Raw genomic sequence first — 24,288 nt, forward strand, 5'->3', positions numbered from 1 at the left:
GGGACACGTTGAAGCAGGAAACTTCTGGATATAGGCATGTTTGTCTATGTTTTCAGTGGCAGGCTAATGTGTTTTGCTTAACATAAATTATCCTGTTTCTTTAGATACGCTAAAAAAATTAAAAAATGGTGACAATATTCTGTATACAGGGAAAATTATATTTGTTACTCCTGAGGCTTTAAAAAGGTTTGAAAAGTACTATCAATTGGAAGGAGCGCCTTTGTATAAATTTGTTGGTGAATTTGTTACTTGCGGAACTTTTAATTTAGCTCACGGTGAGATAAAAAACATCAATATCACAGAAATATCAGATTATTTTGATTTTTTGTTTGAAGGAGGAGCCAATTCTTTAATTGTAGATAAGTTCACCACCAAAACATTAAATCAACTGAAAAAATACAACAGGCCCATTTTTAAAACACTTTCTAAAACGATTAGTTTTTTTGATCCAAAAGTCCTTTTTTATAAAGATATTAAAAATGGCGGGATTATAGAAGTTTGGACAAAAAGGCTTCCTATAGAAGTGCTAGCATTTGATGAAAAGGAGCAGATAAGAGATATAAAAAATGCCTAATTTTAAAACTCACATATTAAGCGGTATTTTTGGATTTCCTGTATTTTTTTTATTGTTCAATATTGTTTATAGTCATTTGTTTTACGAGGTTTATTATGTTTCCACTGAGATCGTGATTTCTTATTTTCTCTTTGTTGTTGGGAGTGATTTCCCAGATATTGACCACCAAAGCTCTTTTATAAACAGATTATTAAGGTTGTTTTTAATCTTTGGAAGTGTATACTATCTCTTTGAATATGATTTCTTGTATAAAGAATATCTACCTTTTCCTTATAACCTTTCGAATTTTATTATAATAGTTTTAGGCACTTTAGTTGGATTACTTTTGGGAATAATTTTTAACAAACTATCGAAACATAGAGGATTGTGGCATTCATTTTTAACGGGTGGTATACTCTCTTTCCTTATTTACTTACTTAATTTAAAATATAGAACCCCTATAAACATACTTTACAGTTTGAGTTATTTTGTAGGTTTCTCATTGCATATTATTTTAGATAAGGATTTTAAAACAAAATAGGCAAACAGATATTCATCATTGACCTATTTTGTTTTTTTGCTTTTCTAAATTTTCAACCGCTAAAGGTTTTTGAAGATAAAGAGGTTCCAAGTTTTTTATTTTTACTCTCTTTCCTTTGATAACTTCTTCAATTAGAGACTTTTCATCAATGTTTGAATAAAGTACTTCATTTTCCAGTTTGTATTTGTTTTTAAAATATTCTGCTTCTTCATTTATCAAAATACAATTGTTCAAAGAATCTCTTAAAAACTCTCCAAAGACCATTTGTGGGCCAAAGATTCTTTTCCCGTTTTTGTATATAGATGCATATGCGGCATTTTCTCGGGCTCTTTTCAAGACAGCCAACTTTTTTTCCTTAAGATTGGGATTGTTATTCACAGCGGAACGGTACAAAACATCAGAAGAGAAAAAGGTATAAACTTCTTTTTCTGGGTTATCTATTAAAAGCCCTTGTAAAGTAGAAATAGCTACTCTGATCCCGGTGAAAGATCCGGGACCTATATCTATACCAAATTCATCTATATTTTTTATATTTGTTTTTGATTCTTCTGCTACTTCCTTGATCGCGTTAGCAAGGTAATTACCGGATTTATTCTCAGTCAAAGTCCTTGAATAAATATTATTCTTTTCATCTTTTAATACAACGAGTATATTTTTTAGAGTAGTTGAAATTACTAAAAAATTCAACTTATTCACCTTCTTTTGTTTTGTCTTTTAATTTTAAGGCAGTTTTGTATGCGTTGATTGATGCGTTATACTTCCCTGCAACTTCATATGATTTTGCCAAAATTAGAAACGCCTTGTAATCTTCCGGATTTTTTAAAATGAGTTTTTCCGCCAAATGAGCAGCATATCTCCCTAATTTCAATGTACATAAAAAGTTGATTTTTGAATAAGAGGGGTACAATTCAAAATACAAGAAAATTACAATAAAGGTACCTAAAATGGAAAGCAAAAAATAAACAAAGATTCTTCTTGCTGATGCTTCTTGTGAGTCTGTTGGTTGTTCTACCAAAGTTGCTTTGTCACTTTCTACCACAATGGGCAAGTTTTCTATTCTCGTAATATGCATTTGCAGTTTCAAAATCTCGGCATTTATTTGTTCATTGAAAGAGAATGACAAGTTTTCAAAGTTTTCATCAACGACAGGTACTTTTTCTTGTATATTTTCTAATTTAGAATTCAAAGCTTTTAATAACGGCAAAAATATGTTGTAAAGTAAATTTTTTTCTATAGTAAGTGCCTTTAAATCCTCTCCAACTTTGTACACTTCAGATATAAAAGAAGACAGTTCTTGTTTTTCGACAAAGAAAACCTGGTCGTTTAATGAAGTTAATTTCTGTTTCAAAGAAAAATAATTTTTAAGTTGAGAATATGTAAATATAGATTCATTTATTGAGTTGTGCTTGTTTAAAAATGTCAGTAGTTTATATGCTCCTAGGTACTTATCTTCATCGACTAGATATTTGGATTCAGAAATAAACTTTTCAAACAAGATATAATTATTAGCTGGTACAAAAACTTCAATAAACTTTTCAACGTCTTCATCGAAATAAATTGGAGAAGAAAGAGAATTACTTATAGTTGTTTTGATGAAGGTTTCATAGGAATTTACTTGTAAATGTTCTTTCAATCCTTCTAATTTATACAAATATTTATAATAAGATTCTTCAAAATTCCCTGTGTTAAATATGTTATTCAAAATAGGGACAATTTCAGGAAAGATGAATAAAATTTTATTGGTATCATCTTCTGGAATGGAAAAATTGGTGCCTATTACTCCCAAGTTAATGCAAAAATTTTTTAGATCTTCAGAAATAATAAAGTTGGCAAAATTATAATTTCTATATTTGTTAAACAAAGAGATTTTAGCTGATATCAATGAACCTGTATCTGTAATTCTAGCATCACTGGGATTTTCTATAATGTACTCTAAAAAATATTCCCATGACAATTCCAGAGTTGCGGGGTTTTTTGAAAGATTTTCTATTTCATCGAGAGTTAAAGCCCATGAAAAAATAGATAGAGTAGAAAGAAGAATTATCAATAATATATTTTTCACTTAACTTGCACCTCTTCTAATTGGATTCATCCAGTCTTCAATATTATACAACAATTTAGCTTTTTTGAATCTTTACAAATCTTTCTTTAATATTTTAGTACTAATAATGTATAATATTTATAAAGAAAAAAATAAGAGAAGGGAGAAATTTAATATGGAGAGTAAATGGAAGGTTTTTTGGGACCCAAAGGCTTCTTATTATCAACAAAAAGATAAAGTTGCAAAAACCTTATCTAGTGCTTTGGGAATTTCCGACTTTTTGGCAAAATTATTAGTATCTAGAAATATTGAAACACCCGAAGAAGGAGATAAGTTTTTGAACCATTTAGAATTGGAAAGCTTTGACCCTTATTTGATGAAGGATATGTCAAAAGCCGTAGAAATTCTCAAACAAATTAAAGAAAAAAAGGAAAAAGTGGCGATCTTCGGTGATTACGACGTTGATGGGGTAACTGCAACTTCAGTTTTGTATCTTGGCTTAAAAAAAATAGGTTACGATGTAACTTCTTACATTCCATCTAGAATAGAAGAAGGTTACAGCCTAAACGTTAAAGCTATAGAAGAGTTAAAAAGTAAAAATTATAATAATATTATTACTGTTGATTGTGGTACAACATCCATACAAGAAATTGAGTATGCGAAAAGTCTTGGAATGAAAGTTATAGTTACCGATCATCATTTACCCCAAGAAAATCTCCCAAAAGCTGATGCAATATTGAATCCAAAGAGGGAAGACGATAAATATCCTTTCAAAGACCTGGCAGGAGTAGGCGTAACTTTTAAATTGCTACAAGCCTTATACAAAAGTTACGATAATTCTTTAGACCCCTTTGAATATATAGATCTGGTGGCAGTGGGTACTATCGCTGACATAGTATCGATAACTTCGGAAAATCGATACTTGGTTAAGATAGGATTGAACAAGTTAAAGACTAATCCAACCAAAGGCTTAAAATATTTGCTCGATGAATTGAAAATAGTTGATTCTGAGATAAATTCGCGCACCATCACTTTTAAAGTTGCTCCGAAGATAAACGCTGCTGGAAGAATGTCAGACGCACGGTCTGCGTTTAATTTGTTGATTGAGAAAGATGAAGAAAAATTAAAAAAGGCGGTTTCAGAATTACTCCGACTAAATTCAAAAAGACAAAGTACTGAAAAGGAAATCTATCTGTACTCTTTAAGTTTGTTAGATTTGTACCCTGAATACAAAAAGGATCCGGTATTGGTATTAAGCGGCGAAGACTGGCATATGGGAGTTCTTGGGATAGTGGCTTCCAAACTATCAAATCAATTCAATAAACCCGTTTTGATGATATCAAAAAATCAAGAAATGGGTAAAGGTTCAGGAAGAAGTCCTCAGGGCATAGATTTAATGGAGCTCCTTCTCAAAGTCAATGAAAGAGGGATTTTTGAAGAGTTCGGCGGTCATAAGTTTGCTGCAGGTTTTTCCATTCTTTCTAAAAATATAGAAGCTTTGAGAAAGGAGATTAACGAGGTTTACAAGGAGTTATATGGAGATAAAAAATTAACATCTCAAATTGATGTGGATATGGAAATAGAAGGAATATGGGAAACGATGTTTGAAGATATAAACAAGTTAGAACCTTTTGGGTATGGGAATCAAGAACCAGTTTTTTTGATAAAAAACGCTAAATTAGAAAACATAAGATTCTTTCGTAACGGTTCTCAAAGTTTTTCAGGAACGCTCAATAAAGATTCCTTAATCATAGATATTTTAGGTTACGATTTGGGTTACAGATTAAGCGAGCTAACAGAGAATAGTAAAAGAGACCTATTTACAGATCTTGTGGGTACCTTTAGAATAGAGAACTCTTATAATTTAAAAAATAGTTACGTTAAATTTTACTTGCAAGATTTGATGGTTAATAAGGAAATACAACAAGGTGAAACTGCAAAATTGAACTTTGCATCTAATGTTCTTCATGATGAGCTGAACAAGATCATGAATATAGAAATATTAAACGATAATTTAACTAGAAATAAGGTAGCGATGTTTCTTCCGAGTAAGATCAAAAACGATTCTTTACTGAAAAAAGTTCAGTTATCATTAGAAGAGCATCAAAAGTTGATAATTGTTTCTGCAACAAATAGTTTATTGGAACATATATATAAGATAATAAACACTTATTTTCCTGAGAATTTATTATATTTTAACAATCAATACATCCTTACACCAGAACTTATATCTAATTATAGTGTGATATTCGTTACAGTACCCAAATTTATTAAAAATCGTGAATTACTTGATTCTATGCAAGCTGAAATTATTATTGACGAACCCTTCTATTCATTATTTCATCCGGTAGTGAGAAAAGTTCCTGAATATCAGCAATTTAGAAAATATGCTCTTCAAAAGTCTAAAATTAGTATTTTTAGTTCTATTTACAGCGAAGAGCTAAAAGAATTATTAAAAAGAGCAGGATTTAAAATCCTTATATCTTTCTCTAATAATAATAGTTTTGAAGTGGTTAGAGAAAGGAACAATATTCTGGGACTTTTGAAGGATTATACAAATGAAAGAAATGGCAAAATATTGGTTTTGAACGATTATGAGAGGCAAAAATCTTTAGTGAGACTGTTAGACGAAAAATTACAAGTTGATGAGAACGATATAAGACTTTTCAACCACTCAATGAGTTTTAGGGAAAAACTTATTTCTAGAGAAAAATTTAAAAATGAGAAAGCTAATTTTTATATAACCTCGTTTTCTAACAACGGTATAGCGTTTGAAGTGAAACAATTCTCTCCAATTTTGATAATCGTTGATGTTCCAAAGACGGACATAGAGCTTTTAGACCTGGTTTCTACATGGATGAAAAAAACTCAAAGAACAACTATCATATTGGCTTACAGTAATCGGTTCAAAGTTAAATTACTTTACGAATATTCAAGAAAGTACCCGTCTTTTAAAGTATTAAAACTAGTCTATGATTTTATAGCCGACGGTCATTACAAAGTAGAGGAGATACAAGATTCTCTCTTGAAGGGTGATAAATCGTTATCAGAGACCGTTTTAAACGTGATGGAAGATGCTGGGTTGATAAAGGTAAATGAAGAAGAAGTAGAAATATTGAATAATTTTAACCTAAAGGATTTACGTGAAAGTTCCAATTTCAAAGAAAATATATTAGATAACTGGATATTGAAAAATTCCATCAATTTCTATGAAAATTTAGATACAAGAGAATTAATTGAGTTCTTGAAAGGTAATCCCAAAGAAGGAGCAAGTAGTTTATAAGATGAGTAAAGATTTGAGAACAACGTTAGATCTAGATTTGGTTTTGATAAATGAAAATTATCAAATATTAGAAATAAAAGAGATGTTAACGAAGAACGGCGTTTTTTGTAAGATCTTTCCTCCGCCAAAGTCCGTTTTACAAGCTTGTGCACCGGTTATTTGTTTTTCCTCTAAAGATAAGGAAAAAGCCATTTATATATTAGATGAAAATAGAGTTAAATATGATTTAGTCAAATTGGAGAAAGATATCGTATGGGAACTTTTAAAAACTTAAAAATATATGGAATCGATTATGGGACGAGTAATTGTGGAATAGCTTTTTTAAAACAAGATATAAATATTCCCTTACCAAAAGAGACGATAAAGTCTGAAAAACTATTAGAATATTTGGTTTCGTTGGATTTAAGCCATGATGATTTAATCGTGTTTGGTTTACCAATTTCCATGTCTGGGAGATATTCAAAACAGAGTTTTTTGAGTATAGATGAAGCTATAAAGATAAAAGAAAAGATAGGCTGCAAAATTTACTTTGTAGATGAAAGATTGACCACTTCCTCTTTGTACAGTGAGGTTAGAGGACAAGTTAGTTATAAAAAAGTAAAAAGGACCAAAGACCAAAATAGTAGTGTACTCATTCTATCCAATTTTATTCAAAGTCCAGGAAACGCAATTGCCTTAGTAGAAAAAGAAGTTTATAATCTAAAAAAAGACTTTTCAAGTTACAAAGATATTTTGATCTGGGATGTTCCTATTAATAATGAGTTTGAAAATTTTTCTATCTTTGCAAAAGACCCTTGGGTATTTTGGTACTACTACAAAAAAGGATTCGAAAGTACCACTTTGATGACAGACCTAAAAGATTATTATGATTTAATCATAACAAATAAAGAAAACAGAGAAAAAATTCAGGTAAATATTAATTGTAATGAATTGATGTGCCTGTAGCCTAACGGATAAAGCGTTGGACTCCGGATCCAAAGATGCGGGTTCGACTCCCGCCAGGCACATTTTGCAGATTTGTGCAAAACGGTTTTATAATAAGCTTTGATTTTTGAATTCGGGGGTTTTTAAGGGGCGTAGCCCCTTAATGTATAATGACGAAAGAGTTTCTAAAATCCCTTTAAAGAAAAAACAGGAGGTAAATTATGGCAAAATCCGATTTAGGAATAGATTTAGGAACTGCAACCTTTGTAGTATATCAACGTGGTCAAGGGATTATCCTTGAAGAACCTTCAGTGGTAGCAGTTGATAAAAGTAAAAAAAAGTTGTTAGCAATAGGAAAAGAAGCAAAAGATATGGTTGGGAAAACTCCCAGTCAAATACAAATTATTAGGCCTGTACAGGATGGGGTTATTACGGATCCCAGCATCATAGAGGAAGTGTTGAGATATTTCGTCAAAAAAGCCAAATCTAAAGGCTTTAATATGTACAAACCACGATTAATCATAGGGATACCTGCTTTAACTACAGACGTTGAAAGAAGGGCGGTTAAAGAGGCGGGGAGTAGGATTGGAGCTTCTAAAGTATTTCTTATAAGCGAACCTTTAGCCGCCGCTATAGGCAGTGGAATAGATATAACAGAACCTAACGGACACATGGTCATTGATATAGGAGGGGGTACAACCGACTTAGCAATTTTGAGTTTAGGAGGTTGTGTCATAAGTGAAACGATAAAAGTTGCAGGTGAAGCCATGGATCAAGAAATAATTAAATATACTAAAAGAAGATATAAATTCTTGATCGGTGAAACTACCGCTGAAAGGTTAAAAATCGACATAGGCAAGGCTTTTTCTCAAGAAGAAAATCTTGAAATGGAAGTTAAAGGTCAGAATATCAAAACAGGACTTCCTTCTAATTTAAAACTAACTTCGGACGATATTTTCTATGCAATCAAACCAATATTGAATGAAATAATTAATAAAATAAAAAATATTTTAGAAAAAACTCCTCCAGAATTAGCTGCGGATATAATGCAAAATGGACTTATAGTAGTAGGAGGAGTAGCAAGACTAAGAGGATTGGATAAATTAATATCAGAGCAAACTGGCGTAAGAACGTACATTCCGGAAGATCCTCATCTTGTTTGTGCAAAAGGTACAGGAATTTTGTTAGAAGACATAGAATTATTAAACAAAGTACAAGTAAATTAGAAACATCCACCACAGGGGGAAATAAAATGAGAGGAATATACAATGCAACGGCTGGTATGCTCAACTCTTTTGCTGAATTGAACTCTATTTCCAACAATTTGGCTAATCTTAACACAGTAGGTTACAAAAAGGATTTTAACCTATTTAAAAGTGTATACGAAAAAGAGATTAGATCATATCAAAATGCACAGGGAAAAGGCGAACCGATAGGAAACATTTATAGTTCGGTTGTTTTGGACGATGTAATTCCAAATCTCGAACAAGGATCTTTACTTGAAACAAACGGAAAGTTAGATTTTGCAATAGAAGGCGATGGATTTTTTAAAATAGAGAGAAACGGTAACTACTTTTACACACGAAATGGCGAATTTTCTCTAAGTCCTGAAAATTACCTTGTCACAAAAAGTGGTGATTACGTATTAGATGAAGAAAATAACCCCATAGTTGTAAATCCGGATAATTTTTTTGTGGATGAAGAGGGTAATATATCAGGGACAAACACAAGATTAAACGTCCTAAATGTAGAGAATTTGAATAAATATGGTGAAAATTATTTCACAGGAGAAGAGATAGGACAAGCAGATAACTTCTATATGAGACAAGGGTTTCTAGAGGGTTCAAACGTTGATGCTTTAAATGAGATGATTAAGATGATCGAAGCAAATAGGAAGTTTGATATACTACAAAAAGCAGTATCAACAGGGGATTCACTCAACGCAAAGCTCATTGAAATAACTTCAAACTTTTAGCTAATTTAGATAATTATAAAGATTTTTAAATGGAGGGGTAAATTATGTTAGTGTCTTTGTATAATGCTGCAACTGGTATGAATGCGGAACAAAGAAAGTTAGATATCATTTCAAACAATTTAGCGAATGTGGATACAACAGGATATAAAAAACAAAGAGCTGAATTTCAAGATTTGTTATATTCCTCTGTAAAAGAAGCAGGTACTCCAACTGCTCAAGGTTCAACCTTACCAACAGGTCTTTATGTAGGTCACGGCACACGTTTGGCTGCAACAACACGGATCTTCACATTAGGAAACATAGAGCCAACAGACAATTCTACCGATATAGCGATCATGGGAGATGGATTTTTTCAGGTTCAGATGCAAGATGGAAGTATAGCCTATACTAGAGATGGTTCTTTTAAATTGGATGCCAACGGTAGACTTACTACCAGTGATGGATTGATGGTTATTCCAAATATAGTGATTCCTCAAAATTCTGTGGGAATAAACGTTTCTCCGGATGGAATAGTGAGTGTTTCTTTGGGAGATGGAACGATTCAAAATGTAGGGAATCTCACCACTGTTAGATTTTTAAACCCTGGAGGGTTAAAACCCATAGGTAATAACTTATATTCTGAAACGCCTGCTTCCGGTAATCCAACGGAAGGGATACCTGGGCAGGATGGATTTGGAGCTTTACAACAAGGTTATTTAGAAAAGTCTAACGTCGATGTCGTTAAAGAAATGGTAGATATGATAGTTGCACAAAGAGCTTACGATATTAATTCTAAAACTATCACAACCGCTGATGAAATGTTGAGAACAGTTTCAAATGTTAAGAGATAAACCGTAATCTCCCTTGAGTATTTTTGATGGTAGTTGTTAAATGACAGGGAGTTGATGACTTTGACACGATTAATCAAAATTATATTTTTTTCTGTGATGTTGTTTGCATCATCAATTGTTTTTTCGAGCATAGTTTTTACAATTCCGGCAGTTATATTCAGTGAAGATTGGATTTTTTCTCTCAAAGATATATTCCCAGAAATGAAGTCAGATAGGACTATCTCTTATATAGTTAATGATAAGATAATTTATTCTGAAATAGAGCTTTCAAAAATTTTGTACGGTTTAATGAGTAGTTATTACAGCGATTTTGAACTAGTTTTTGAAGAAAGTACGGTTACGGTTGTATACAAAAACGATCAAAAAGACCTAGATGTTAATTACATTGATTTAGAAAGTTTTTTACAGCAAAAGATAAAAGAGTACGACAATTCTTTGACTGTGAATAGTATTGATCTAAAGGTTCTTCCTGAAAAGGTTTTATCAGCAGAAGTGATAAAGATCTTTCAAAGCTACGATAAGTTGTATTTAAGCTTGAACATTAAAGACGATAAAAACAATCAAAAGGTACTTACAGTTATTGCCAATGTATCAAAATATGAAGAAGTGCTTGTATATTCCAAAGATTTAACCAGAGGAACAATGTTGAATGAAGAATTAACAGAACCAGCTACTAAAAACGTTCTAACCATCAACAATAAACCTGTAGATGTAGAATTGTTAAGATCTGGAAGTTATGAATTAACAAAAGATGTAAAAAAAGGTGAAATAGTAGATTCAACTTATTTGAAGCGTATACCTGATGTTAAAGCTGGAGACATTGTAACGGTTTTGGTAGAATTTGAGGGCATAAAGGTTTCTACTTTGGCAAGGGCTATGACAAATGCGAATTTTGGAGATACTTTGAGCGTTAGGAATGTTGAAAGCGGAAACATAATAACTGGTAAACTAAAGGAAGGTCCTATACTTCTTGTTAGTTTAGGAGGTTTGTAAGAATGACTAATAAAAAGTTTTCAAAAGTTTTTATTTTTTTCTTGATTTTTTTATTTTTAACTAGTTTTGGTTTCTCTGAGTCATTGTGGAATAAAAATGATGAAGAAGGTAATTCTATTTACAACTATAACCAGGATTTTGGAGTAGGAGATGTTGTAACCATCGTTGTTTCAGAAAATCCTTCCCTCTCTTTATCGGAAAATATGCCTGATTATAAAAAGGCGTCCGTTGATACGGTTAACTCAGTAGTTACAAATATAGGAGGGGTAGATTTATCCAATTTTTTGCCCATTGGGGCTGGAGATCCTGCGCAGGTTAGTGTACAAAACGATCAAAAAAGCGCTTCTTCTTCTGCAGAGGTTCAGCTATTTGTATCCGCAATAATACAAGAAGAAGACCAAAACGGACTTTTAAAAATTAGAGGAGAAAAGGAAATTAAAGTGGGTAACAACAGAAATACTATGATTGTTGAAGGTTACGTTTCTCCAAAAAATATAGCAAGAGATGGAACTATTTATTCTTCCAGTTTAGCTAATGCAAAAATTTGGTACGATGGAGATATAGTTTTCCAACAGGATCCTAATGAACCGTCATGGTTAACCTCTATACTTTCAGGAATAGCAAATATATTCTTTTAGAAGGGAGTCAAAATGAGGAAAAATTTATTTGTCACCTTTTTATTAATTTTAATTATAAACGTATATGTCTTTGCCGGTGTTAGAATAAAAGATATATCTGATTTCAGAGGTGCAAGGGACAATCAATTATTTGGAATAGGTTTAGTTACAGGGTTAAATGGTAGTGGTGATTCAGGGGACGTACCCTCTGAAATGATAAACAATATGCTAGCCAACTTTAACATCAATCTTACCTCTTATGTAGAAACAGAAAATACAGCACTTGTTATGGTCTTTGCTGATATACCTTCTTTTTACAAGGAAGGTATGAGATTAGACGTCACCGTAGCTGCTATAGGAGATTCTGACTCGATTGAAAATGGAGTTTTAATGCAAACACCCCTCTATGGTGCTGATAATAAAGTTTATGCCGTTGCACAAGGGAATGTCTTAACAGGAGGAGCAAATATTCGTTCATCATCTAACCTGCAAGAAAGATACAAAGTTGTCGGGTACATTCCTGAAGGGGCAATTATAGAAAAAGAAATTCCTGCACAGATTGTAAATGAAAACACTGTGACTATCAACTTGAAACAACCGGATATAACAACATCGGCGAGGGTTGCCAACGCAATAAACTCAACTTTTTCATTAAAAATTGCAAAAGCTCTTGATCCATCGTCAATTAGGATAGAAGTGCCTAAATATTTTGAAGATGATATTATATCTTTTTTAGCTTTAATTGAAGAAATAGAGATAACTCCCGATGTAAAAGCCAAGATAGTAATTAACGAAAAAACGGGAACGATAGTTTTGGGAGGAGATGTTGAAATAGCAGATTTCACTGTTAGTTATGGTAACTTCAGTGTAAGTGTTGAAAACGGAAAAATAAGTGGGAAACCTGCAACGATTTCAAATTTGATTACAGCTCTGAAAACAGCTGGAGCAACTCCTCAAGATATAATTGCAATTATTCAAAGCGCCCAAGCTTACCTATATGCTGATTTGGTGGTGATGTAGATGGCGAACATAATTGGTCCCGCATTTAATGTAACTGGTATAAATTATAATGAAGTGAGTGTAAGAGACGCAACAGAAGCTTTTGTATCAGACATCTTTGCAAAGATATTGAACTCTGCCCAAGATGATGAATTGTTTAAAGAGGATAAATTAATTCCCGAATCAAACGCAGAAAAATGGATTAAAGAATGGATAAATGTTGAGTATGCTAATCTATTGACTCAAAAAAGCTTAAAACCCTTGGTAAATCAAATTGTTAAATCTTTTCCTCCAGAACGGTGAAATTATTTTTTATTTCTTGTGCAAGAATTATTTCGTCTTGTTCTAAAAAGCCTTCTGATATTTCTTCTTTGAAGACCGATTTAAAACCTATTTCAAAAGCTTTGACTATATCCATCTTTGAAATAGGTTTTTTTAAAATTGTTTCTAAATCGATGGTAGAACTAGTTAAATGATGTTTTATCCAATCAGTATGAGAATATTTAAAAGAATTAATATAGGTTTCATAGTCATGTTTAATTGGAATTGAACCATGTTGTAGAATGAAATTCGCTGTTCTGTATTGGGCACTTCCAATTAGTTTCTTTCCGTTGACTTTCACCTCATAAAATGAAGGGGCATCGTAGCAAAGGTCTTTGGTTACTCCTTCTTTTTTTGACCTTTCAAGATCTGCTTCTATTCCTAATTCGTTTAATGATCTTATTAGCGCTTGGGAGATTTTCATGTAGCTGGCAAGTAGATTATTTGGTAAGTTTTCGTTGTTAACGAAAGTTGAAAAGGAATAGGTTATTTCATCCTTATGTAAAACCGCTCTCCCACCTGAGGGTCTTCTTACAACAGAGATATTTTTACTTTTTATAAACTCCCAGTTTAGGTTATCTGTTTTTTGATGTTTCCCAAGGGATAAGGTAGGGTATTTCCATTGGTAGATCCTTAATGTTGAAATTTTTCTAATTGCACTTAGTTTGGCTATGGATATATCCAGTGCCATATTCATAGAACCCTCATAAGGCTCATCAACAATAATTTTTATCATTTGGTTTCTCCTAAAGGGAATTTTTTTGGAATTCCTACTTGCCTTGGAAAGTTTTGGGGGGTGATTCCAATTTTTTTAAAAAGTATAAAATACCTTTTCTTTTTGTCTTCTCCTATTTCGTATTCAATTTCTTTAAATTCAGCTATGTTCAACTTTTTCAACACATTTTGTGTATATTTCATTTCATTTGTGTAGTATGATGGGCCTTTGAATAGAGATATATAGCTATTTACTTTCACGAGTGGTGCCAAATATTCTAATGCGATATCACTTCTGGCTAACGCTTTACACGTTGCAAAGTCAAAATATTCTCTGTGAGTTTTTGCAAAATCTTCTGCTCTTTCACAGAACAAATAAACGTTAGTTAATTTTAACTCTTTTATAAAAGTTTTCAAAGCTTCTACCTTTTTTGATACGCTATCTACTAGATAAAACTCTTTTTCTGGGAAGTATATAGCCCATACTAAACCAGGTATACCTCCTCCGGTTCCTATATCTACAATTTTTTTTGAATTTAAAAAGCTGTCTTCTGCTTCAATAGGAATTATACTGTCTAAAATTAGGTTTTCAAAGGCATCCTTTTCGTTTTCATAGGCAGTCAAATTTACTGGATAGTTAATCAGCATATCAATGTATTTATTAATTTTTTGGACCTTTTCATCCGATTCTTTCATTGACAAAGAGCTCCTTATATGTTATAATTCCTGTGGGTTGGACATTTTGTTCATATTGTTTTGGAGACGTAGCCTAATTGGCTAAGGCGTCGGTCTTGAAAACCGATGGGGTTACACCCCGTGTGGGTTCGAGTCCCACCGTCTCCGCCATTCTTAAACTTAAAAAACCGCCTTTTGGCGGTTTTTAATATACTTATCTATATCTTACCGAACCTGTCAAACGGGTAAATTCTTAAAAAAGTTGTTCCAATAACATTCTCAACAGGAACAAATCCAAAAAAGCGGCTATCTTGACTTTCCAATGTATTATCACCCATGAAGAAATAGTATCCTTCTGGAATTTTTATATTTACAAGGCCTTCTTCATCTTTGAATATTAAGGAAGGTAAATCCAATTTTGAAAGTTCATTTTCATAAAAATCGGTAAATAAGAGTGTATCTCTCATTTCTCTGTACCATTCAATAGTGGGTTTAGCTGGTATCAACCTACCCGTGAAGTTATCCTTATACATAAAAAATAAATCAGATGTAGCAATTTCATAACGGTATTGATCGGGATAGGCTATATAATCAAAAAATTTAGGATCCTCAAATATTGCATCTCTTAAATAATAAATATTTTCAAATTCAGGTAGTATTTCTCCGTTTATTTCTAGTTTTGAAACCTTGTTTTTTATCTGGGTTGGGATATAATCTACACTTTCATAATAATCAATAATAAAATCTAACCATTCGGGAGTACTTTGAATTTCTCCATTTTTAATATCTTCCCAAAACGTTTCTTCAACCGGTACCAGTTTTAAGGTATCCCCCGGTTTGCCCACCAATCTCTTAACGTATTTTACATGGCCCTCAAATTGTGCTGGAGCAAAAAAATCCATAAACCTATCAAAAGTACGTAACTGTTGTTGGGCCCTAATGTCCACAAAAGGTGTCCAAAAGACCACTATCGAGCCTCTATTTGGTTCGGCAAATTCATAAGTAACTTTTTCTACAAACAACCTGTCGTATACTTGAATTGTTGGAACCATAGAAGGTGTTGGAACCATCATTGTTTCAAATACGTACAGTCTGATAATTGTTCCAAATATCAATGCATATATTATGGCGTAAATCCAATCTAAGGTCTCATCTTTAATTTTCTTCTTAGTAGCCTCTTTCAAAAGGCTCAATCCTTCCTCTCTTTGATCCTTATCTTCCCTTTAACATCCCTCAGGTAATAAAGTTTAGCCCTTCTAACTTTACCTTTTTTCAGTACTTCTATGCTGCTTATTGATGGGGAATGAAATGGAAAGATTCTTTCAACACCTACTCTATCTGCTCCCATTTTCCTAACAGTGAAAGAACGTCCTAGGCCAGCGCCTCTTATTTTTATTACTAGTCCTTCAAAGGGTTGGATTCTTTCTCTTTTCTTTTCACCTTCCCCTTCAACAACTTTCACGTTGACTCTTACAGTATCTCCCGGCCTAATTTCAGGGATATCTTCTTTTTTATAATTTGTTTCTACTGCATTTATGATTTTGTCCATTTTTAAAACCTCCCAAATATTATTTTTCGTAGTGTCTAGGGTAAACCCCTTAAGAAACCCAAATTCACGTAACATCATTTGCTGCCCAAATGTGAATATGGAAATTGTTTCTAAAGCATTATAAAGAACCATTTTGCACAAAGCTGCAAAACCACAATCTATCCAACAGAAGAGTCTAGAAATCAAACAATTTCACCTATTAATCTATCCAATGTTATTGCAACCGCCGCCCTTACAGAGAGATGGTTGAACTTTCCTTTAGCTCTAATAGGTTCTAAATCGTAATCAGAAATTTCCCTAATTTCTTCTGGCATTCCCCAACCGGTTCCAAAAAGAATTAAAAATGGATGATCGGAATCTTTTATCTGGTTCTTTAGTTCCTCGAAAGAAACTACATTATTTCTTGCTTTAGCAGAAGTGAAAACTATCTTTGGTCGTTCTCCTTCATTTTTTTCTATTTCTTCGATAACGTCCTCCAGGTAATTTTTTATTTTAAATATTTCAAGCGCTTCTTTTCTGTTGGGATTAAATTCTCCTCCATATCCGTTGAGCCAGTAATCTAAAACTTTTTCTACAATCTTTCTTTGAGCAGGCAAGTTAGTAACTAAGAAATAGTTTTTAACATTATAAGTTTTACAGGTTCTTGAAATATCGTGAACATCAAAATTTGTAACGGCTGTTGAAACAATGCTTCCGTCTTTTTTTAGAATAGGATAGTGAATTAAGGCCACATATAGTTTATCAAACATCTTTGGACTCCTTAAAATTATCAGGGTTTTTGTTAAACATTTCTTGAATAATCTCTACTAAAATCTTTTTTTCTTCTTCATCTAATTCTTTCTTTATAAATAGATCTGGCCTCTTCAATATCGTTTTTAACAAACTGTCTTTTTTTCTAAAGATTCTAATACGTTCATGATCTCCGCTTAACAGAATTTCTGGCACTTGCATCCCTCTAAAATTCTGAGGTTTGGTGTAGTGTGAATAATCTAAAAGCCCATTGTAAAAGGAATCGTTTTCCACGCTTGTTTTTGAACCTATTACTCCGGGCAAAAATCTTAAAAGAGTTTCAATAATAACCATGGTAGGGATTTCACCGCCGGTTAAAACATAATCTCCTATTGAAACTTCTTTGTCAACGATCTTTCTAACCCTTTCATCTATTCCTTCGTATCTTCCACAGAAAAAAACTAATTCCTCTTTTTTTGCTAACTCAAAAGCTAAATCGTTATTAAATACTTCGCCTTGGGGAGAAGGTAAAACTACATAAGGTTTGTGGTTCTTAGATAGTATGTATTCATCGTAAAAACGATAAAAAGGTTCTGCCAGCATAACCATTCCATTTTCTCCACCGTAACCAGGTTTATCAGTTACTTTGTGTTTATCGGTTGTGTAATCTCTTAAATTGAGTATATCTATTTCAACTAATTTTTTTTCTATAGCTTTTTTGATTACTCCATAGTTTCTGATTATATCAAACATACCAGGGAAAATAGTCAAAACACTAATTTTAATCCGCTTGATTTGTTCCATTTTCGTACCACTCTATCTTTTTTACTATAATACTTTTATCCTCTTTTTTTAACTCAACAATGTAATGATCTGTCATTGGTATGAGAACTTCTTTATCATCTTCAAGGTTTTTTATAGAAATAACGTCGTTTGCACCTGTTTGAATTATTTCTTCTACTTTTCCAACGTATTCCCCATCTTCATAGTACACCTCAGAATCTAAAATCTCATACCAGTAATATTCCTCACTATTAAGAGAAGGAAGATCTTTCTTATCGATAAAAACTTCATACCCTATCATTTTTTTAGCTTCGTCCATGTCCTTTATTCCACGTAAGTTCAATACAAAAAATTTATTTAATGGTTTAACTTGTAGTACCTTACTAAAGAAGAAATTTCTGGTTGAGGTGTTGTATAAAAGAACTTCTTCTAAGTTCGTTATCACATCTTTTACGTTGGTAAAAGGTACTATTTTTACTTCTCCGTGCACTCCATGGCTATTAACAATTTTTGCCACAGAGATTTTGTTGTCCAAAAGATTGGATAAACTGTTCAATTCACTCACCTAATTACTTTTAAGATAAATTTCTTATCAGGATCTTTTTTTGCTGCGTTTAAAAGAATGTTTATGGATTTAATAGTTCTACCGTCTTTTCCAATTATTTGTCCAACATCTTCAGAATTTGCATATATTTCAAATATTACGTTTTGTTCCTCGTTGGACTCTACTATCTTTATTTCATCTGGATGTTTAACGATGTTATTCAAAATGTCTAAAAGCAGATTTTTCATTCTTTAACTTCTTCTCCTTCTGGTTCAACAATTTCATTAGATTCTTTGACACCCTTTTCTTTTCTAGCTTGAAATTTTATTTCATCATATCTTTTCATAACACCCATTTTTCTAAGAATTCTTCTTGCTGTGTCTGTGGGTTGAGCACCTTTTAAAAGCCAATCTAAAGCCTTGTCTTCATCGACTTTGTACTGGTTTGAGTTATTTAGAGGATCATAGTATCCTATTGATTCTATATATTTTCCGCTCCTTTTGTTTCTTGAGTCTACGATAACTATTCTGTAAAACGGTTGATGTCTCCTTCCCATCCTGTTCAATCTGATTTTTACCATTAATACACCTCCATATATTTTTAATTATTATTGGTATTTCAAAACGGTAGATTGTTCATTAGTTTTCTGCCCTTTAGTTTCTTCATTTGCTTCATAGTTTTTTTCAGTTGATCGTATGATTTCAATAGTCTGTTAATATCTTGCAGAGTTGTCCCACTTCCCTTGGCTATCCGCTGTTTTCTTGAATAAGTAAGTATTCCTGGGTTTTTACGTTCCTTAGGGGTCATTGAATTTATTATTGCCTCGAATTTTTTTAATTCTTGCTCACCTTTTGTTACATCTACTTGCTCCTTTGGGACACCGGGAACCATTTCTAAAAGACTACTTAGAGGCCCTAATTTTCTTATTTGTCGAATTTGCTCGAGAAAGTCTTTTAAATCAAACTTTCCATCCATAAACCTTTCGGCATCTTCTTCTGCTTTCTTTTTATCTATATCTTGTTCTACTTTTTCTATGAAAGAAAGTACGTCTCCCATTCCCAAAATTCTTCCAACATATCTATCTGGGTAAAACTCTTCCAAATCATCTATCTTCTCACCAACACCAACTAATTTGACGGGTTTTCCAGTTATGTACCTAATAGAGATGATGACCCCGCCTCGAGAATCACCGTCGAGTTTTGAAACAACAAAACCAGAAAGATCCAATTTATCGTTAAATTCTTTTGCTGAATTAACTGCATCTTGACCAACCATTGAATCGACAACCATCAAAATTTCATCAGGATTGATTAATTTTTTTATATTTTCTAGCTCTTCCATCATCTTTTCATCGATGTGTAAACGCCCTGCGGTATCTACAATAACAATATCATGCAAAAGCTTTTCTGCATATTTTTTACTTTCTTCTACAATTTTCAAAGCGTTTACTCTGTCACCAGTAAAAACGGGAATGCCAATATCCTCACCCAACTGTACAAGTTGATCGATAGCCGCTGGTCTGTAAGTATCGGCAGCAACTAACAAAGGGTTTTTTCCTTTTTTCTTATAAAAATTTGCTAACTTAGCGGCGGTTGTTGTTTTACCGCTTCCTTGCAAACCCGTAAGCATTATAAAACCTGGATTACGAGAAATGGTAATTTTATTGTTTTCTTTACCACCCATCAATTCTATTAAATCGTCTCTAACTATTCTGATAAATTCTTGATCAGGGGTTAAACTTTCGAGAACCTTAGATCCAATTGCTTCTTCTTTGACTCTGTCAATCAGTTCTTTTACCACTTTATAGTGAACGTCTGCTTCCAAGAGAGAAAGTTTCACTTCTCTAACAGCATCTTTTATATTTTTTTCGGATAATTTTCCTTTACCCGATAGGTTCTTGAAGACTCCTGTCAGCTTTTTTTGTAAGTTTTCAAACATTATTTGCTCACCCCATGACTTAAAATAATCCTTCCTTAGTATACTATAAAAAGAAAGAAATTTGGTAAAAAGTATGAAAAAAGTAGAAGACGAGGTATAATTTAAAGTTACTATTACATTAAATTTTTTATAATATAAATAGAAGAACACTTATTTTAAAATACGCGTTGTATTTCTCTATTCATAAGCTTATCACATTATTGTTAACAAATCAATTCACTCTAATTTAAAGAAAAAAATGCTTGATAGATCTCTACTTTTATGTTATAATATTGTAGCAATACGCCTGTAGCTCAACTGGCAGAGCGGCGGTCTCCAAAACCGCAGGTTGGGGGTTCGATTCCCTCCGGGCGTGCCATTTTTATTTCTCCTTTGCTCCCCACCCATCGAAATTCTAAAAAATTCCCTTAAATGCACTTAAAACGTCTTTTACTATCTTTCCTTTCCCCATCGTAAAAAGATGTACTCCTGGAACTCCCAGTTCTAAAAGTTGCTCAATTAGTTTTATTGCGTGCCTTACTCCTATAATATATTCATCTTGAGATGATTTTGCGTCTTCAAACTCTTCCACAATGGATTTAGGTATATTAACATGAAAAGTTTTAGGGATGTTGTATAGTGTTTTTTTGCTTCCCAACGGTTTGATGCCTGCAATTATTGGCACTTCTATGCCGAGATCTCGAACTTTATTAACGAAGTTTTTGTAATACTCGATGTCAAAAAACATCTGAGTTATTATGAATGTTGCCCCCATATCGACCTTTAATTTCAAATAGTCCAAATCTTTTTCAAAGTTTGGGGATTCAAAATGTTTTTCTGGGTATCCTGCAACGCCCACGCAGAAATTTGTAGAATTATGTTCTTTTGTTGGGAACGTGTATATTCCTCTGTTCATATTTGCTATTTGCTCAACTAATTGACTTGCATGTTCGTATTCATCGGTTTCTTTCCATGTATACCTTTTCTTATCTCCTCTTACGACGAATATGTTTTCTATCCTTAGATAGTTTAGGTCTATTAGAATGTCTTCTAGTTGATATTTGTTAAAGCCTGTACATATTAAGTGAGGAACAACTTCGATATTATATCTATGTTTTATTGAAGCACTTACCCCGACGGTCCCAGGCCTCTTCTTTTGGATGATTTTCATGATCTTCCCATTTTCTTCAACATATTCTATTTCGTTGGCATGCTTAGTGACATTGATAAATTTAGGATAAAATTCGATTAAATTATCCACAACATTAAATATTGAATCAATACTTTCTCCAACATTAGGTGGGATAATTTCAAAGGAAAGAACAGGTTTGTTTGATTGTTTAATCAAATCTACTATCTTCATTATGGATCACCCCGGAAAAGATATAATAAAACATTTTTTCAATTTTAACATACTAGCAAAAAATAGTCAACAGTTAATGGGCTAAATAACAAAAAGGGTGGAGAGGTCTCCACCCTGTAACTATAATAAGATCAATATCTTATTTTTAAAACTCTGATTGTTTCTGAATTTCTTACCTGTTGATTAATAATTAACTGTTTTGCCTCTTTTATAATTTACCGCTGCTTGTGCAGCTGCTAATCTAGCGACTGGTACTCTGTATGGAGAACAGCTTACATAATCCAACCCTACCAAGTGTGCAAACTCAATAGAATCGGGGTCTCCACCGTGTTCACCACAAATTCCTACCTTCAATTTTGGGTTTGTTGATCTTCCACCGTCCAAAGCAAGTTTTATTAATCTTCCAACGCCTTCTCTATCGATTTGTTGGAATGGGTCTTTTTCGTAGATACCTTTTTCAATGTAATCTCCAATGAATTTTCCATAATCATCTCTTGAAAAACCTAAGCCAAGTTGTGTAAGATCGTTGGTTCCAAAGCTGAAGAAATCAGCCTCAGCACCAATTTGATCAGCAACAACACAGGCCCTGGGGACTTCGATCATTGTTCCGATTTTGTATTCTAAGTCTACGTTGTTTTCTTTTATTAATTCGTCAGCTATCCTTTTGACAGATTCTTTAAGGATGGTGAGTTCTTTTACGTTTCCAACTAATGGGATCATTATTTCTGGTTGTACCTTTTTACCTTCTTTTATCATATCTATAGCGGCTAAAATTATTGCTTTTGTTTGCATTTCTGCTATTTCTGGGTAAGTGATAGCTAATCTCACACCTCTGTGACCCATCATTGGGTTAAATTCTTCTAGATCTTTAACTGTACTTCTTAATTCTTCTTCACTGATTCCAATCATTTTTGCTACTTCTTTTATTTGTTCATCGCTCTCTGGAACAAATTCATGAAGAGGTGGATCCAAAAGCCTTATTGTAACAGAAAATCCTTCCATCTCTTCAAATAATCCTTTGAAGTCTGATCTTTGAAATGGTAACAGTTGTTCTAAAGCTGCTTTTCTTTGTTCTTCTGTTTTTGAGACGATCATAGTTCTCATCTTGTTTATTCTTTCTGGTCCAAAGAACATGTGTTCTGTCCTACAAAGTCCAATTCCTTGAGCTCCGAACTCCCTTGCAACTTTTGCATCTCTTGGGATATCTGCGTTTGCTCTGACCCCTAAAACTGAAACCTCATCTGCGTACTCAAGCAATACTGAAATATCCCCTGCTAACCCTTCTGGTCTAACTGTTTTGATCTTTCCAGCGTAAACTTTTCCTTCATTTCCATCGATGGAAATCCAATCGCCTTCCTTTAATTCTACTCCATTAGATTTTATAACTTTGTTTTTTAAATCAATTACTATATCTTCTGCTCCAACAACAGCTGTCTTACCCATTCCTCTTGCAACTACGGCAGCATGAGAAGTCATGCCTCCACGTGATGTTAATATTCCTTCTGCAACGTTCATACCGCCAACATCTTCGGGGGATGTTTCGGGTCTAGCGAGAATTACTTTTTCACCATCTTTTGCCAGCTTTTCGGCATCGTCTGCGCTAAAAACAATTTTTCCTGTAGCAGCACCAGGAGATGCGGGTAATCCTTTTCCAATGTATTGGGCATCTTTTAATTCTTTAGAATCGAAAATAGGATGTAATAATTTTTCTATATCTGCCGGTTTAACTCTCATAACTGCTTCTTGTTTGCTTATGAGACCTTCTTTTACCATATCTACCGCAATTTTAACAGCCGCAGCAGCAGTTCTTTTTCCGCTTCTTGTTTGAAGCATATATAATTGTCCTTTTTCAACTGTAAATTCTATGTCTTGCATATCCCTAAAATGTTTCTCTAATTTATCCATAACCTCAAGCAATTGGTTATACGTTTGAGGATTGATATTCTTTAACTCATCCAAACTTTTTGGAGTTCTTATACCAGCAACGACATCTTCCCCTTGTGCGTTGGTAAGAAATTCACCATAATATTTCTTTTCACCAGTATTTGGATCTCTTGTGAAAGCAACACCTGTACCGCTGTCTTCTCCCATGTTACCAAAAACCATAGCAACTACATTCACAGCGGTTCCTAAAAGCCCTTGTTTATCCATTTCATTAATTTGTCTATACTTTATAGCCCTTGGATTGTTCCAACTTCCAAAAACTGCTTCAATAGCAATCCAAAGCTGTTTCATAGGATCTTGTGGGAACTCTTTCCCTTCTTCTTTGTACAATTTTTTGTATAATTCAACAACTTTTTTGAGATCGTTCGCATCTAATTCTAAATCTTGTTTTACGCCTTTTTCTTTTTTGACTTCATTAAGGGCTTCTTCGAATTTTTCATGGGCGATACCTAAAGCAACATCACCAAACATTTGGATAAATCTTCTATAAGAATCCCAAGCAAATCTTTCGTTGTTAGTTAGCTTGGCTAATCCCTCTACTGATTCATCGTTAAGACCTAAATTCAATATAGTATCCATCATTCCAGGCATAGAAACAGCAGCACCTGACCTGACTGAAACCAAAAGAGGATTTGCGTTGTCACCGAATTTTTTGCCCGTAACGTTTTCAAGCTCCCTCATGGCTTCTTCAACAACCGATTGGAGATCTTCTGGGAATTTTCTGCCATTATCCCAATAATATTTACATACTTCCGTTGAAATAGTGAAACCTGGAGGTACTGGCAAACCTAAAGATGCCATCTCTGCTAAGTTAGCACCTTTTCCACCAAGAATGTCTTTCATTTTCGAGTTACCTTCTACTCGGTTTTTATTCCACACGAATACGTACTTTTTTCCCATCTGTTTCCCTCCTAGCTATTTTTATGAAAAAATTATAATTACAAAAAAACCAATGTGATTAAATCATCACACTTTATTTAATTATATTCTAAT

The 24,288-nt window shown here is 33.2% G+C and carries 26 protein-coding genes and 3 tRNA genes; 15 read left to right on the forward strand and 14 right to left on the reverse strand.

The genetic code is table 11. The annotated features are described in order from the left end of the window. Window positions 1–73 precede the first annotated feature (73 nt). Both BZ25_RS05885 and BZ25_RS05890 read left to right on the forward strand, forming a co-directional pair. Window positions 74–574 (forward strand): hypothetical protein, encoded by a 501-nt coding sequence (locus tag BZ25_RS05885; RefSeq protein WP_121514523.1) that lies wholly within the window; start codon window positions 74–76, stop codon window positions 572–574. Beyond that, window positions 567–1,094, forward strand: a complete 528-nt coding sequence (locus BZ25_RS05890) for a metal-dependent hydrolase (protein ID WP_121514522.1) — start codon at window positions 567–569, stop codon at window positions 1,092–1,094. The genes BZ25_RS05885 and BZ25_RS05890 overlap by 8 nt, the downstream gene beginning before the upstream one ends. A 15-nt stretch (window positions 1,095–1,109) precedes the next feature. Here BZ25_RS05890 and tsaB read toward each other — a convergent pair whose 3' ends face one another. Then, window positions 1,110–1,781, reverse strand: coding sequence for a tRNA (adenosine(37)-N6)-threonylcarbamoyltransferase complex dimerization subunit type 1 TsaB (gene tsaB, locus BZ25_RS05895; protein ID WP_158584867.1), 672 nt, complete (start codon window positions 1,779–1,781; stop codon window positions 1,110–1,112). 1 nt (window position 1,782) lies between these two features. Beyond that, a complete protein-coding gene (locus BZ25_RS05900; protein WP_121514520.1) occupies window positions 1,783–3,156 on the reverse strand; it encodes a tetratricopeptide repeat protein in 1,374 nt (457 codons plus the stop codon). A 154-nt stretch (window positions 3,157–3,310) separates the two neighbouring features. On the opposite strand from BZ25_RS05900, the gene recJ reads away from it, so the two are divergent. The 11 genes from recJ to BZ25_RS05955 all read left to right on the forward strand — a co-directional run bounded on the left by recJ (window position 3,311) and on the right by BZ25_RS05955 (window position 13,059). Beyond that, window positions 3,311–6,418, forward strand: a complete 3,108-nt coding sequence (gene recJ / locus BZ25_RS05905; RefSeq protein WP_158584868.1) for a single-stranded-DNA-specific exonuclease RecJ — start codon at window positions 3,311–3,313, stop codon at window positions 6,416–6,418. A gap of 1 nt (window position 6,419) precedes the next feature. Continuing rightward, window positions 6,420–6,692, forward strand: coding sequence for a putative Se/S carrier-like protein (locus BZ25_RS05910; protein ID WP_121514518.1), 273 nt, complete (start codon window positions 6,420–6,422; stop codon window positions 6,690–6,692). Further along, on the forward strand, window positions 6,671–7,363 hold the full coding sequence (locus BZ25_RS05915; RefSeq protein WP_121514517.1) for a RuvX/YqgF family protein: 693 nt from the start codon (window positions 6,671–6,673) through the stop codon (window positions 7,361–7,363). The genes BZ25_RS05910 and BZ25_RS05915 overlap by 22 nt, the downstream gene beginning before the upstream one ends. Then, window positions 7,354–7,425 (forward strand) — tRNA-Arg (locus BZ25_RS05920). Before BZ25_RS05915 ends, BZ25_RS05920 begins: the two co-directional genes overlap by 10 nt. Before the next feature lie 138 nt (window positions 7,426–7,563). Continuing rightward, the gene (locus BZ25_RS05925; RefSeq protein ID WP_121514516.1) at window positions 7,564–8,568 is read left to right on the forward strand and encodes a rod shape-determining protein; all 1,005 of its coding nucleotides are present in this window, start codon (window positions 7,564–7,566) and stop codon (window positions 8,566–8,568) included. Between the two features lie 26 nt (window positions 8,569–8,594). Beyond that, entirely contained in the window at window positions 8,595–9,317 is a 723-nt protein-coding gene (locus tag BZ25_RS05930) for a flagellar hook-basal body protein (protein WP_103065982.1), read from the forward strand. A gap of 44 nt (window positions 9,318–9,361) precedes the next feature. Continuing rightward, window positions 9,362–10,147: a flagellar basal-body rod protein FlgG gene (gene flgG, locus BZ25_RS05935; RefSeq protein ID WP_012208182.1), complete on the forward strand. Its 786-nt coding sequence runs from the start codon at window positions 9,362–9,364 to the stop codon at window positions 10,145–10,147. 60 nt (window positions 10,148–10,207) lie between these two features. Further along, on the forward strand, window positions 10,208–11,140 hold the full coding sequence (gene flgA, locus BZ25_RS05940; protein ID WP_158245249.1) for a flagellar basal body P-ring formation chaperone FlgA: 933 nt from the start codon (window positions 10,208–10,210) through the stop codon (window positions 11,138–11,140). Between the two features lie 2 nt (window positions 11,141–11,142). After that, entirely contained in the window at window positions 11,143–11,778 is a 636-nt protein-coding gene (locus BZ25_RS05945) for a flagellar basal body L-ring protein FlgH (protein ID WP_121514515.1), read from the forward strand. Between the two features lie 12 nt (window positions 11,779–11,790). Beyond that, entirely contained in the window at window positions 11,791–12,777 is a 987-nt protein-coding gene (locus BZ25_RS05950; RefSeq protein ID WP_121514514.1) for a flagellar basal body P-ring protein FlgI, read from the forward strand. Beyond that, window positions 12,778–13,059, forward strand: coding sequence for a hypothetical protein (locus BZ25_RS05955; protein ID WP_121514513.1), 282 nt, complete (start codon window positions 12,778–12,780; stop codon window positions 13,057–13,059). Here the strand turns inward: BZ25_RS05955 and BZ25_RS05960 are convergent. Both BZ25_RS05960 and rsmG read right to left on the reverse strand, forming a co-directional pair. Beyond that, window positions 13,034–13,813, reverse strand: a complete 780-nt coding sequence (locus BZ25_RS05960) for a lipoate--protein ligase family protein (RefSeq protein ID WP_121514512.1) — start codon at window positions 13,811–13,813, stop codon at window positions 13,034–13,036. The two genes, BZ25_RS05955 and BZ25_RS05960, sit on opposite strands and share 26 nt — an antisense overlap. Next, the gene (gene rsmG, locus BZ25_RS05965) at window positions 13,810–14,487 is read right to left on the reverse strand and encodes a 16S rRNA (guanine(527)-N(7))-methyltransferase RsmG (RefSeq protein ID WP_121514511.1); all 678 of its coding nucleotides are present in this window, start codon (window positions 14,485–14,487) and stop codon (window positions 13,810–13,812) included. The genes BZ25_RS05960 and rsmG overlap by 4 nt, the downstream gene beginning before the upstream one ends. A gap of 62 nt (window positions 14,488–14,549) precedes the next feature. Here rsmG and BZ25_RS05970 point away from each other — a divergent pair. Further along, a tRNA-Ser gene (locus BZ25_RS05970) sits at window positions 14,550–14,637 on the forward strand. A gap of 47 nt (window positions 14,638–14,684) precedes the next feature. On the opposite strand, the gene lepB is transcribed toward BZ25_RS05970, so the two are convergent. From lepB to ffh, 8 genes are all read right to left on the reverse strand, one after another. Next, window positions 14,685–15,650 carry a signal peptidase I gene (gene lepB, locus BZ25_RS05975; RefSeq protein WP_121514605.1) on the reverse strand — a complete coding sequence of 322 codons (966 nt, stop codon included), beginning with the start codon at window positions 15,648–15,650 and terminating at the stop codon, window positions 14,685–14,687. 5 nt (window positions 15,651–15,655) lie between these two features. After that, on the reverse strand, window positions 15,656–16,015 hold the full coding sequence (gene rplS / locus BZ25_RS05980) for a 50S ribosomal protein L19 (RefSeq protein ID WP_103065975.1): 360 nt from the start codon (window positions 16,013–16,015) through the stop codon (window positions 15,656–15,658). Between the two features lie 182 nt (window positions 16,016–16,197). Further along, complete coding sequence (locus tag BZ25_RS05985) at window positions 16,198–16,764, reverse strand: RNA methyltransferase (protein WP_121514510.1); 567 nt, start codon at window positions 16,762–16,764, stop codon at window positions 16,198–16,200. Further along, on the reverse strand, window positions 16,757–17,548 hold the full coding sequence (gene trmD, locus BZ25_RS05990) for a tRNA (guanosine(37)-N1)-methyltransferase TrmD (protein ID WP_012208172.1): 792 nt from the start codon (window positions 17,546–17,548) through the stop codon (window positions 16,757–16,759). Before trmD ends, BZ25_RS05985 begins: the two co-directional genes overlap by 8 nt. After that, complete coding sequence (gene rimM / locus BZ25_RS05995; protein ID WP_103078466.1) at window positions 17,526–18,092, reverse strand: ribosome maturation factor RimM; 567 nt, start codon at window positions 18,090–18,092, stop codon at window positions 17,526–17,528. Before rimM ends, trmD begins: the two co-directional genes overlap by 23 nt. Beyond that, on the reverse strand, window positions 18,089–18,319 hold the full coding sequence (locus tag BZ25_RS06000; RefSeq protein ID WP_012208170.1) for a KH domain-containing protein: 231 nt from the start codon (window positions 18,317–18,319) through the stop codon (window positions 18,089–18,091). The genes rimM and BZ25_RS06000 overlap by 4 nt, the downstream gene beginning before the upstream one ends. Continuing rightward, window positions 18,316–18,651 (reverse strand): 30S ribosomal protein S16, encoded by a 336-nt coding sequence (gene rpsP, locus BZ25_RS06005; protein WP_012208169.1) that lies wholly within the window; start codon window positions 18,649–18,651, stop codon window positions 18,316–18,318. Before rpsP ends, BZ25_RS06000 begins: the two co-directional genes overlap by 4 nt. A 38-nt stretch (window positions 18,652–18,689) precedes the next feature. Next, window positions 18,690–20,009, reverse strand: a complete 1,320-nt coding sequence (gene ffh, locus BZ25_RS06010; RefSeq protein ID WP_121514509.1) for a signal recognition particle protein — start codon at window positions 20,007–20,009, stop codon at window positions 18,690–18,692. 282 nt (window positions 20,010–20,291) lie between these two features. Between ffh and BZ25_RS06015 the strand changes: the two genes are divergently transcribed. Further along, window positions 20,292–20,367 (forward strand) — tRNA-Trp (locus BZ25_RS06015). 36 nt (window positions 20,368–20,403) lie between these two features. On the opposite strand, the gene BZ25_RS06020 is transcribed toward BZ25_RS06015, so the two are convergent. After that, window positions 20,404–21,351: a methylenetetrahydrofolate reductase gene (locus tag BZ25_RS06020; protein WP_103065968.1), complete on the reverse strand. Its 948-nt coding sequence runs from the start codon at window positions 21,349–21,351 to the stop codon at window positions 20,404–20,406. Window positions 21,352–21,534: 183 nt separating this feature from the next. Then, window positions 21,535–24,195, reverse strand: a complete 2,661-nt coding sequence (gene ppdK / locus BZ25_RS06025) for a pyruvate, phosphate dikinase (RefSeq protein WP_121514508.1) — start codon at window positions 24,193–24,195, stop codon at window positions 21,535–21,537. Window positions 24,196–24,288 lie beyond the last annotated feature (93 nt).

This window comes from Petrotoga sp. Shatin.DS.tank11.9.2.9.3, from assembly GCF_003665005.1.
GTDB lineage: Bacteria > Thermotogota > Thermotogae > Petrotogales > Petrotogaceae > Petrotoga > Petrotoga mobilis.